At 50.0% G+C, this 11778-nt stretch carries 11 protein-coding genes and 1 other RNA gene; 5 read left to right on the forward strand and 7 right to left on the reverse strand.

The features are described from left to right. Positions 1–64: 64 nt before the first annotated feature. Positions 65–238 carry a hypothetical protein gene (locus IQ217_RS12115; RefSeq protein WP_194020137.1) on the reverse strand — a complete coding sequence of 58 codons (174 nt, stop codon included), beginning with the start codon at positions 236–238 and terminating at the stop codon, positions 65–67. 289 nt (positions 239–527) lie between these two features. On the opposite strand from IQ217_RS12115, the gene fusB reads away from it, so the two are divergent. Next, a complete protein-coding gene (fusB, locus tag IQ217_RS12120; protein ID WP_194020138.1) occupies positions 528–2615 on the forward strand; it encodes an elongation factor G variant FusB in 2088 nt (695 codons plus the stop codon). Between the two features lie 188 nt (positions 2616–2803). Then, entirely contained in the window at positions 2804–3601 is a 798-nt protein-coding gene (locus IQ217_RS12125) for a radical SAM protein (protein WP_194020139.1), read from the forward strand. A gap of 22 nt (positions 3602–3623) precedes the next feature. Here the strand turns inward: IQ217_RS12125 and ssrA are convergent. From ssrA to ilvC, 3 genes are all read right to left on the reverse strand, one after another. Beyond that, positions 3624–4022, reverse strand: a transfer-messenger RNA (tmRNA) gene (ssrA, locus tag IQ217_RS12130). A gap of 203 nt (positions 4023–4225) precedes the next feature. Next, complete coding sequence (locus IQ217_RS12135; RefSeq protein ID WP_190598882.1) at positions 4226–4456, reverse strand: NifU family protein; 231 nt, start codon at positions 4454–4456, stop codon at positions 4226–4228. Between the two features lie 106 nt (positions 4457–4562). Beyond that, positions 4563–5663 carry a ketol-acid reductoisomerase gene (ilvC, locus tag IQ217_RS12140; protein WP_420826687.1) on the reverse strand — a complete coding sequence of 367 codons (1101 nt, stop codon included), beginning with the start codon at positions 5661–5663 and terminating at the stop codon, positions 4563–4565. 34 nt (positions 5664–5697) lie between these two features. Between ilvC and IQ217_RS12145 the strand changes: the two genes are divergently transcribed. Both IQ217_RS12145 and hisA read left to right on the forward strand, forming a co-directional pair. Then, positions 5698–6081: a DUF4346 domain-containing protein gene (locus tag IQ217_RS12145; protein WP_190598884.1), complete on the forward strand. Its 384-nt coding sequence runs from the start codon at positions 5698–5700 to the stop codon at positions 6079–6081. 87 nt (positions 6082–6168) lie between these two features. Next, on the forward strand, positions 6169–6939 hold the full coding sequence (gene hisA / locus IQ217_RS12150) for a 1-(5-phosphoribosyl)-5-[(5-phosphoribosylamino)methylideneamino]imidazole-4-carboxamide isomerase (protein ID WP_194020140.1): 771 nt from the start codon (positions 6169–6171) through the stop codon (positions 6937–6939). 14 nt (positions 6940–6953) lie between these two features. Here the strand turns inward: hisA and nadB are convergent, their stop codons facing one another. The 3 genes from nadB to psaK all read right to left on the reverse strand — a co-directional run bounded on the left by nadB (position 6954) and on the right by psaK (position 9539). Continuing rightward, positions 6954–8633, reverse strand: a complete 1680-nt coding sequence (gene nadB / locus IQ217_RS12155; RefSeq protein ID WP_194020141.1) for an L-aspartate oxidase — start codon at positions 8631–8633, stop codon at positions 6954–6956. Positions 8634–8733: 100 nt separating this feature from the next. Then, positions 8734–9171 carry a hypothetical protein gene (locus IQ217_RS12160; RefSeq protein WP_194020142.1) on the reverse strand — a complete coding sequence of 146 codons (438 nt, stop codon included), beginning with the start codon at positions 9169–9171 and terminating at the stop codon, positions 8734–8736. 95 nt (positions 9172–9266) lie between these two features. Then, positions 9267–9539, reverse strand: a complete 273-nt coding sequence (psaK, locus tag IQ217_RS12165) for a photosystem I reaction center subunit PsaK (protein WP_014407161.1) — start codon at positions 9537–9539, stop codon at positions 9267–9269. Between the two features lie 624 nt (positions 9540–10163). Between psaK and rpoD the strand changes: the two genes are divergently transcribed. Then, complete coding sequence (rpoD, locus tag IQ217_RS12170) at positions 10164–11441, forward strand: RNA polymerase sigma factor RpoD (protein ID WP_194020143.1); 1278 nt, start codon at positions 10164–10166, stop codon at positions 11439–11441. The last annotated feature ends 337 nt before the right edge of the window (positions 11442–11778 follow it).

Genomic DNA, 11778 nt, shown 5'->3' on the forward strand with positions numbered 1-11778 from the left:
TAGCAAAGATTTTTGTTAGGAGTTGACTGACAATTGGGTCTTTAAATTACATACAAACCAGCGTCTAAATCGTGACTAGGTAGGATTTCTTTGCTACTTTTAACGCATTCGGGGCAACCCCTACCAATCCCGAGACGGCGTTGCCCAACTCATTGAGCAAATTCCTTGCCCTGTCTAATTTTGCTTCCACATCCATATCCATCATGCGCTCACCGGTGAGGGCTTGACCCAGATTCAACCGAATTTGCTGATCAGGATAAATCAGGTTTTAAGGAAAAACATCTTTGGTACATATTTTTTGTGAAGTTCGGCGATCGCCTTCTCGCCCTGGGGACTCCGTTGGGGCACATATAATTTACAATTGTTACAATTGTGGCTGTTTCAAATAGGCCTCTCCTTTGGCCTGTCGTTGTGGCATAAAGTCTAGCTAAGGCCCAGAACCCCGACCGGCAAACAACACGACCCCATAACCTATACATCCAACCGCCCCTTTGTTTGCTGTTGGCTAAATTTACACGTAAATTCCTATGGAAAAAGATCTCACTCGTTACCGCAATATTGGTATTTTCGCCCACGTAGATGCGGGTAAAACCACCACCACCGAACGGATTTTGAAGTTAACCGGGAGAATCCACAAGCTCGGCGAGGTACACGAAGGCGAATCCACCATGGACTTCATGGATCAGGAAGCGGAGCGGGGTATCACTATCCAATCGGCGGCCACTAGTTGCTTTTGGAAAGAACACCAATTAAATATTATTGACACCCCTGGTCACGTAGACTTCACCATCGAAGTGTACCGCTCCCTCAAAGTGCTGGATGGCGGTGTGGGAGTATTCTGTGGTTCCGGCGGTGTGGAGCCCCAATCGGAAACCAACTGGCGTTATGCAAACGATTCTAAAGTTTCCCGTTTAATCTACATCAACAAGCTTGACCGGACCGGGGCAGATTTCTACCGGGTAGTTAAGCAGGTGGAAAACGTACTGGGGGCCAAACCCCTGGTGATGACCCTCCCCATCGGTACGGAAAATGATTTCGTCGGCGTGGTAGATATCCTGACGGAAAAAGCCTACATTTGGGATGACTCCGGCGATCCAGAAAAATATGAAATCACCGATGTGCCCGCCGATATGGTGGATGATGTGGCCACCTACCGGGAAATGATGATCGAAACGGCGGTGGAACAGGACGATGACTTGATGGAAAAATACCTGGAAGGGGAAGAAATCAGCATCGACGACCTCAAACGGTGTATCCGCACTGGCACCCGTAAGCTAGATTTTTTCCCTACCTATGGTGGTTCCTCCTTCAAAAATAAAGGGGTACAACTGGTGCTAGATGCGGTGGTGGACTACCTGCCCAACCCGAAGGAAGTACCTCCCCAACCGGAAGTGGATCTAGAAGGGGAAGAAACCGGCAGTTTTGCCATTGTTGACCCAGAAGCTCCCCTGCGGGCCTTGGCGTTCAAAATTATGGATGACCGTTTCGGCGCTCTTACCTTCACCCGGATCTATTCCGGCACCCTGAGCAAAGGGGACACCGTGCTCAACACCGCCACCGGCAAAACAGAACGCATTGGCCGCTTGGTGGAAATGCACGCCGATTCCCGGGAAGAAATTGAGTCTGCCCAGGCTGGGGACATTGTGGCGATCGTGGGTATGAAAAACGTGCAAACAGGCCACACCCTCTGTGACCCGAAAAATCCAGCGACGTTGGAACCCATGGTCTTCCCCGACCCCGTAATCTCCATTGCCATTAAACCCAAGAAAAAAGGCATGGACGAAAAATTGGGCATGGCCCTGAGCAAAATGGTGCAGGAAGACCCATCCTTCCAGGTGGAAACCGACGAAGAAAGCGGTGAAACCATTATTAAAGGGATGGGAGAACTGCACTTGGATATCAAAATGGATATTCTCAAGCGCACCCACGGCGTCGAAGTGGAAATGGGTAAACCCCAGGTGGCCTACCGGGAATCCATCACCCAACAAATATCCGACACCTATGTCCACAAGAAACAGTCCGGTGGTTCTGGTCAGTACGCCAAAATTGATTACACCGTGGAGCCTGGGGAACCCGGTTCTGGCTTCCAATTTGAGTCCAAAGTAACCGGCGGTAACGTGCCCCGGGAATACTGGCCGGCGGTACAAAAAGGCTTTGACCAGAGTGTGGTTAAAGGAGTATTGGCGGGCTATCCCGTGGTGGACCTGAAAGTTACCCTCACCGATGGTGGCTTCCACCCTGTAGACTCATCGGCGATCGCCTTTGAAATCGCAGCCAAAGCTGGTTATCGTCAGAGCTTACCCAAAGCTAAACCCCAAATTTTGGAACCGATCATGGCGGTGGATGTATTCACCCCAGAAGATCATATGGGGGATGTCATCGGTGATTTAAACCGTCGTCGGGGCATGATCAAATCCCAAGAAACCGGCGTGATGGGGGTACGGGTAAAAGCTGATGTGCCTTTGAGTGAAATGTTCGGCTACATTGGCGACCTACGCACCATGACTTCCGGTCGGGGTCAGTTCTCCATGGTGTTTGATCATTACGCTCCCTGTCCCACCAACGTGGCCGAGGAAGTGATCAAAGAAGCCAAGGAACGGCAAGCCGCCGCCTAGTCCAATATGTGACTTTGACTGTCCTAAAATATTCTGCCCCCATTGTTGGGGGCTTTTTTTGTGCAATTTTTGCTTTCCCTACCATCGTGTACCATGGCCAAAGAGCCAAAGGCCTTTTGCAAGGGGGCAAAGACTGAATTCCCTGGAGCAAAATGCTGTTACTGGTTGCTTAATTTCAACTTTTTTCGATGAACGTAATTTTCCCCACGGTGTATGGTCCAGTAGTTTCCTGGCGCTATGGCCGTTCCCTCGGCATCGATCCCATTGGGGCAATCTCCACCTGTTCCTTTAACTGCGTTTACTGTCAACTGGGGGAAATTGAACATCTCAGCGGCGATCGCCAGATTTTTGTTGACACTGCCGACATTTTGGTGGAACTGGATAAATTTGCGCCTTGGCAAGTGGATGTAGTTACCCTGAGCGGGAGCGGAGAGCCAACCCTTGCCAAAAACTTGGGTGAAATTATCCAGGGCATTAAAACCCTAACTGGTAGACTAACCCTGGTACTTACCAATGCCACATTGTTAAATGATGCCCAGGTAAGGAAGGAACTATCCCTAGCAGATAAGGTTTCCGTCAAGCTAGATGGACTGTGGCCAACCCAGTTGCAAAAAATTAACCGACCGATCGCCGACGTTAGCCTAGAAGGAATTTTGACCGGCATTAAAGCCTTTCAACAGCAATTTACGGGGGAATTGTCGGTGCAAACCATGGTGCTACAACCCTGGGACCAGGCCGCCGAACATCGTTACTTAGAACTATTGTCCGTAATTAAACCCCGGGAGGTACAACTCAATACCCCCACCAGACCCAAACCCCTCCAACGGGAACTGGAAGGCCGGGGCAATCACACTGGTAATCCCTACGGCGATCGGCCTGTGACTCAAATTAAATGTGTTGATGGTCAGACCCTACAAAATTTAGCCCAAAAAATAAGCGGGACTACCGGCATTATCGTCCGTTGTGCCCCCCTAAAGGTTTTCTAGATATTCAGAACAATCTTTCAGTAAATGGAGCCGAGCAGAATTGAACTGCTGTCCAAACTGGGTATTAACTTTCCGTTCATTCACAGGTTTAGTCCTTCTAGCCCTTGGACGGGGACCATCGATTATCCCTGATGGTGGGATGCTCTAGTCTAAGTCTTGGTTGTTTAGCTAACTAGAGAAGAGCCAAACAAAGCATCCGTTGGGGTTAACCTCTAATCCTTAACGGAGTCAGAAAAGAAGTAAACGGTCTTTGACAAGAAAATGTAGCTTTTACAGACTAGGCTGCTACGGCTACCCGTTTGAAGCTGACGATGTTATTCGCAGTTACTTTTTTTTGAGCCTTTGATTTACGAGAGGAGACTCACTCTCGACCTGCATCACGGGCAAGCTTTCGCCAACCTGTCGAAACCATTGCGGCCCCTTGTTATGCGTCTTTGATTATAAACCATTCTTCGGGGAAACGGCAAAAAGGAGCACGGCCAGCTTCAGCCTCTGCCCCAATTATGGCTAACAAGGATGCTTCCTTCCCCAAACTGATTAGATCATTGGTTAGTTCGGGAAGATGGAACTTAGCCATCAAAAGTCAGGAGTGCATAAACCCCGACGATGACTCTTCAACCTTTCTTAGAGGACTTGCTCAACTTCAGAAATTTCCGGAATCATTTCCCTTAATTTGCGCTCAATGCCCATTTTTAGGGTCATGGTGGAACTGGGACAAGCTCCACAGGCTCCCTGTAAACGCACTTTGACGATGGGGCCATCTAGCTCCACCACTTCAACGTTCCCACCGTCGGCCATCAGATAGGGACGGAGTTCATCCAATACCGTTTCCACATTATTTAGGGTGAGTTCCATCGCTTGCTAACCTCAGCTAAAAATTTTTGACTACCACTAATATCCTAACGTTAACCCCGGGGCCAAGGCTGGCAAAAATCCCGGGGCTGAGGATAGAGAAAAGCAATTAGCGGTCTTTTAACCAACTGAACATAGCCCGTAGGTCTTTGCCCACTTCTTCGATCAGTTCTTCCGATTCCCGACGACGCATGGCGGTGAAACCTGGTTTACCAGCTTGGTTTTCCAAGACAAATTCCCGGGCAAACTGACCCGATTGGATTTCGTCGAGAATTTGCCGCATTTCTGCCTTGGTTTCTTCGGTGACAATGCGGGGTCCCCTGGTCAAATCACCATACTCAGCGGTGTTGGAAATGCTGTCTCGCATTTTGGCCAAGCCACCTTCTACGATTAAATCCACAATCAATTTAACTTCGTGGAGACATTCAAAATAGGCCAATTCTGGCTGATAACCAGCTTCCACCAGGGTGTCAAATCCCGCTTTGATCAAAGCAGTCAGACCGCCGCAGAGCACCACTTGTTCGCCAAAAAGATCGGTTTCGGTTTCTTCCCGGAAAGTGGTTTCTAAAATACCAGCCCTGGTGCCCCCAATGCCCTTAGCGTAGGCCATGGCATAGTCCCGAGCTTGGCCACTGGCGTCTTGGTACACGGCAAACAGAGCCGGAACTCCTTGGCCTTGTTCGTAGGTACGACGCACGAGGTGACCGGGGCCTTTGGGAGCGGCCATGACCACATCCACATCGGCGGGGGGGACAATCTGGGCAAAGTTAATGTTGAAGCCGTGGGCAAACAGGAGCACGTTGCCAGCAACGAGGTTAGGGGCAATTTCTGCTTCGTAAACGGATTTTTGCACTTCATCGGGCAGGAGAATCATAATTAGATCCGCCGCTTTGGCCGCTTCAGCTACAGATAAAACTTTTAGTCCGGCCCCTTCTGCTTTGGCAACGGATTTACTGCCACCGTACAGCCCGACGACCACGTTAACGCCACTATCTTTGAGGTTGAGCGCATGGGCGTGACCTTGGGAGCCATAGCCGATAATAGCCACGGTTTTTCCGGCTAAGAGGTCAAGATTGGCATCTTGATCGTAATACATACGAGCCATGTAACTATCTCCTTGCTGCGATTGAATGGTGCTCTGCAAACTTTTAATCATAGCAAATGCTGGTCTGCTTACTCTGCTCGGGAAGCAGCGGAAGTGGTGTAGGATCGAAACCTGTGCCTTTTAATTTGCTTTATGCTCTATGCCTGCTCTAATCAACACTGTTAAATCCATTGATGATCAACTTTCCCGACGCCACATTGACTTAGATCCGGCCGGGTACTGGTTGGTCATGGTAGAGCGGGAAGCCGCGGTGTTGAAGGTGGAACACTACAGTAATGACATTAATGACCAGGGTTTGGCGGTGGATCCAGAAACGGGGGAAGTAATTGCCTGTCAGGGGGGAAAGAAAAGGCTGCCCACTCTGACTTTAACGGGGCACACTGCCAAGGAGTTGTGCGTGAAAATTTTTGAGGAGTTAGACCCCTGTCCAGTGACTATGCTTAACCATGCTGCCTACTTAGGGCGGGAGTTAATGCGGGCGGAACTGGCCCTGGTTGGGGGCGCGGAGTACGTCCAAGATTAGTTAAAGTCAATGGTCTTGTGCCCTGTTATCCCATTGGGCAAGGGAACAGAGACTACTGAAAAGTCTACAAAATAGGAGGTTAAAGTGATGGAAATTCTACCGGCGATCGATCTTCTAGAGGGTAAATGCGTGCGCCTCTATCAAGGGGATTATGGCCAATCCCAGGTGTATCACGAAGATCCGGTGGCGGTGGCTGAGCAGTGGCAGGCCCAGGGGGCAAGTCGTTTACATTTGGTAGATCTTGATGGCGCCAAGGAAGGTCAACCGGTTAACCTAACGGCGATCGCCAAAATCGTGGAAAGCCTAAATATCCCCGTACAGGTGGGGGGCGGCCTGCGGGACCGGGCTAGGGTAAAGCAGTTGCTGGATTTAGGGGTAAACCGAGTCATTCTAGGCACGATCGCCGTGGAAAATCCCGATTTAGTGGGGGAATTATGTACGGAATTTCCTGGGCAAATTGTGGTGGGTATTGATGCCCGTAACGGCAAAGTGGCCACTAGGGGCTGGTTGGAAACCTCCACAGTGGAGGCGGGGGAATTGGCCCAGCGCATGGAAAAACTAGGAGCGGCGGCCATCATCTACACCGATATCCACCGAGACGGCACCATGGCGGGCCCTAACCTGGAAGCCCTAAGGCAACTAGCTAGTCAGTTAACCATTCCTGTCATTGCATCGGGGGGAGTCAGCCAAGTACAAGACCTCTTGAATCTACTCAGCCTGGAAAGTCTGGGGGTAAACGGAGTCATCATTGGCAAAGCTCTCTATACTGGCGATATTCAATTGGAAACAGCAATCCGGGCGGTGGGTAACGGCCGCTGGCAAGATGTACCGCCGTCGGACTTTCCCCGTTTGGGCTAGTTTTTGTTGATCATTTACATTCCATTGACGCTGACTTGATTTTGCCTGGGCTGGAGGAAAACTTTAGCGCCTTCGATGGCGGTGTGGCTCTGCCATTGGGCTTGGGTGTCAGGGTAATCCAAACGGTAATGGCCTCCCCGACTCTCCTGGCGAAAAAGAGCACTGGTCAAAATCAATTGGGCTATATCCAGCAAATTATGGGTTTCGGCCCACAACTGTACAAATTCCTCTAACCCAGGGCCGCTTAAGCTAATTTTTTGATCCTCTGGTAGGTGGGCTAAAAGTTTGCTACTGCTGAGTTGTTGCCATTGTTCTTGCCATTCTTCTAATTTGGCGATCGCCGTTTGTAAGGTTTCGGCTTGGCGACAAATACCAGCGGTTTGCCACATCAAGCGGGGCAGTTCACTGCGCCAATGGTTGAGGAGGACTAGATCATTGGCGGTGTCTAGCTGAATTTCCACCGCAGTTGATTGATTAACATTAAGGTCACTGGAGGCAACGGGCGGTAAACTCAGGTTCCTTAATTGGCTAGCAAAAACAATACATTCCAGCAGAGAATTACTGGCTAGGCGATTAGCTCCATGGACTCCGGTGCTGGCGGTTTCCCCCAACGCATACAACCCTGGAATGGTGGTTTGGCAATTGATATCGGTGGTAATGCCCCCCATCCAATAATGGGCCGCTGGGGCAACGGGAATCGGTTCTTGGAAAATGTCCACCCCCCACTGGCGGCAACGGCGAATAATATTGGGAAACCGTCGCTGGATGCGTTCCGGTTCAATGGGACTCAGATCCAAAAAAACGGTGGCCTGGGTAGGATCTTTTTCTGTGTTGGCTAAGTGTTGAAAAATTGCCCGGCTAACCACGTCCCTGGGAGCTAGTTCCCCCCGGGGATGGTAATCAAAAGCAAATCTTTTCCCCTGGCGATCGAGCAAGTGGGCCCCTTCCCCCCGCACCGCTTCACTGATCAAAAAATGGGGCACACCCGGTTTAGTTAAAGCTGTGGGATGGAATTGAAAAAATTCCAAATCCCGCACCTGGGCTCCCGATCGCCAAGCGAGGGCAATGCCATCACCAGTACTAACTTTTGGGTTGGTGGTTTGGGCAAAAACCTGGCCGCCGCCCCCCGTGGCCAATAACACCGCTCGGCAATGGAAAGTTGCAATGGTTTGATTAACGAAAACCTGAATACCCCGACAATGGCCCGTTATTGGATCAATATTTAAAGACAAGGCGATCGCCTGGGAAAAAATTTCCACATTGGACCGGGCTTGCACCTGTTCCATCAACGTCGACACAATCGCCCGGCCGGTGGTATCCGCCGCATGGAGTACCCTCGGTTGAGAATGGGCCGCCTCCAACGTTAAAGCCAGATCCTGGCCATGGCGATCAAAACTAACACCGAACTGCACCAACTCGGCGATCGCCTGGGGGGCATGGTTCACCAAAAAATCCACCGCTTCCCCATCACACAAACCAGCTCCAGCAGCCAGGGTATCCTCATAATGGGCCTGGGAAGAATCCGTCGGAGCAATGGCGGCCGCAATGCCCCCTTGGGCCCAATCACTGGCTCCCGTTTTTAGTTCCGCCTTGGTCACCAGAGCTACACGGTAATGGCTTGGCAAACAAAGACAGGCATATAGCCCCGCCGCTCCAGAGCCCACCACCACCACATCGAACTGATTTGCCCCCATATCCCCAACTCCCAAAAGATTGTCTTCCCAGATTAGCGGTTTCAGTCCAGCTTAGGGGCCTTAAGCAAGACGAATGTTAGCGGGTCAAAACTCCCCATGGTTATCTCACATTAATATTCCAGTCCCGCCGCAAATCCCGTTGGAAGTCATCCAAAACCCGCTTTAAGGTTTGCTCCACCGCATCGCCATCATTGTACTCATAGGTCCGACACTGATTGGTGGTGTAGGTGTCAGTGCGATCCGGCACCACATTTTGCTGACCGCCGTAGGTTCTGCCGTAATAACCATCCTCAAATCCCCGAGCAAATTCTCCCCCAGCGGAGCGGGGTTCAAAGGGTTTTTTCTCCCTGGCCGCCGCCGCTCCCTCCCGGTAGCCATCGTCATAGGCTTGGGGATGACTGCCAGGATCCCGTAAAGTCCGGCTTTTTTCCACCGGATAACAATACTGGATCCGACCAGCGGCCGCAGGGGCGATCGCCACTAGGGGAACAAGCAAAATCCCAGTGAGGCAAGCTGATAAAAAACGGCAGTGACCCATGGCTAATGTTCAAACTCTAGAAAAAATTTTGGCAAAGCCCTGGGAAAACACCACGGTCAATGCCTCCACGCAAAATATTGATGCTTGATTTTTTTCTAAAGAATGCCACTGCTGGCCAGACCCAACACCATACCGGCTCCCAGAATGTGACCAAAACTCATGGTAGCCAGCAACTCCGGCAACCCAAAGGTTTTCTTCGATGCCAATTGAGGCAGGGCCAGATCCTTACCCTTACCGGTTTTTTGAATCGCAAAGTAACCAATCACAAAAGCAAACACATTACAAAGGCACATGATAATGCCCACTGAAAGACTCCAACCAGCGGTGGTGGGACTAGCCTGGGCTAAAAGTAAAGCGGTATTAAACATTGATAAAGGTTCTCCAAAGATAATTTCAAAGACTTGATTTTCTTTGAGGTATTCTAGCCGATCAGGTGCAATCCCCCTCCCTGACTGCCCCCATTACCTGGCGATCGCCGTCATCGACCCCGTTAATTTTTTGGCGATCAATATCTCCCCACTCCACTAAAGTCCACTAATTAGTAATGAAAGCTTGACTAGGCAAAATTCTCCACACCAATTGCAAAAAAAAATCAAAAAAGCGACTATCATGCAGAAAATTCCGTTGAGGCAGAAGCCCCAACCCTTTTTAGGTCAATCATCGGCAATGATTTTTAACCTTCTTGCCCCCGCTAACAAGCAATGGGAAAAAAAGTTGTGGTCAGACCACAATTGAGTCCCATTTTTTTGTTATCGAGGCTACAATCAATGAAGTCTTTTTTCACTGATTCATCAAGCTCTACCGCTGACTAGCCTTCTCTAACACTCTTACGCCTGAATCCTTGCATTCTGTTTTTCCCCAAGAAGAAGTTAGAGAACCCTGAATCAATAGACTGACCGAGCGCACATCATCTAGCAACGCCTAGGGGTGGCCTCAACTTTGACTGACCATCTAATTTTGTACACGACTTAGGAGTTAACGAGGAAAACGGCATGACCCAGACGAAAGAGCCACTCACCAAAGCTGAATCCCCTGAACTAGACCAAGAAATAGAACTAAGCCAATACATTAACACTGATGATATTGACGACGATGATGTTGACGTAGAGGATTTAGAACAGGAAGTTGCCGCTACCGAAGGGAAGGAGAAAAAAGTCCGCAAAATTCGTAAGGACGCGGTTAAAAAGAAACCCTATACCGAAGACTCCATCCGCATCTACCTCCAGGAAATTGGCCGCATTCGTCTGCTCAGAGCCGAAGAAGAAATTGAACTAGCTCGCCAAATTGCTGACCTCCTCGAACTTGAGCTAATTCGGGACAACCTCACCCTCCAACTAGAACGCCAGCCCTCGGAACTGGAATGGGGTAAACAGGTTTGGAAGTTGGAAGCCGCTAAGCAACGATTAGTCGCCGACAAGAAAAAAGAACCGAAAAAGAAAGATATAGATAGTTATCTTGCCAATCCAGACAACGAACTGAGTCTGGAAAACGAATGGAGCCAACAGCCCAACAAAAATTTTGCCGCCTTCCGTCGTCGCCTCTTTCTCGATCGCCGGGCCAAGGACAAAATGGTGCAATCCAACCTACGGCTGGTGGTGTCCATTGCCAAAAAATATATGAACCGGGGTCTATCATTCCAAGATCTAATTCAGGAAGGTTCCCTGGGATTAATCCGAGCCGCTGAAAAATTTGACCACGAAAAGGGTTACAAATTCTCTACCTATGCCACCTGGTGGATCCGCCAAGCTATCACCAGGGCGATCGCCGACCAATCCCGTACCATCCGTCTCCCGGTCCACCTCTACGAGACTATCTCCCGCATCAAAAAAACCACCAAACTCCTCTCCCAGGAAATGCGACGTAAACCCACCGAGGAAGAAATCGCCGAAAAAATGGAGATGACCATCGAAAAACTCCGCTTCATCGCCAAATCAGCCCAACTCCCCATCTCCCTGGAAACCCCCATTGGGAAAGAAGAAGACTCCCGCCTAGGGGACTTCATCGAAGCTGACGGCGAAACCCCCGAAGATGAAGTATCCAAAAATCTTCTCCGGGAAGACCTCGAAAACGTCCTTGATACCCTCAGCCCCCGGGAGCGGGACGTATTGCGCCTGCGCTACGGCCTCGATGACGGCCGCATGAAAACCCTAGAAGAAATTGGGCAAATCTTTAACGTCACCAGGGAGCGCATTCGTCAAATCGAAGCCAAAGCCCTACGGAAACTGCGTCATCCCAACCGCAACAGCATCCTCAAGGAATATATTCGTTAATCCCCTTTGTCCAGTGACATAACCATCAGCGCTGCCTTGACCCCATCAGGACAGTGCTTTTTGCTTTCTGAGTAAGGGAAAGTTCTATCTCCATTAATCACACTGATCCCAGTCTCGAGAATCCACTACCCAACAACTGATGATCAGCAGGAACAACCCCAAATCGCTAAGAGGGAAGAGTTGTAAGGAGGTTTTAGGAGGGCGAAAGGTAGATGAGGAGGGGGATTGAGTGAATGTGGAAAAAAGATTTGAGAAAAGGTGTTGACTTTTCCTGGGAAGGTGAGTATATTGATAAATGCGCGGTTGAGAGCGAAAGCGACTCGAAAGCGCCCCGAAC

It is taken from the genome of Synechocystis salina LEGE 00031 (assembly GCF_015207985.1).
GTDB lineage: Bacteria > Cyanobacteriota > Cyanobacteriia > Cyanobacteriales > Microcystaceae > Synechocystis > Synechocystis salina.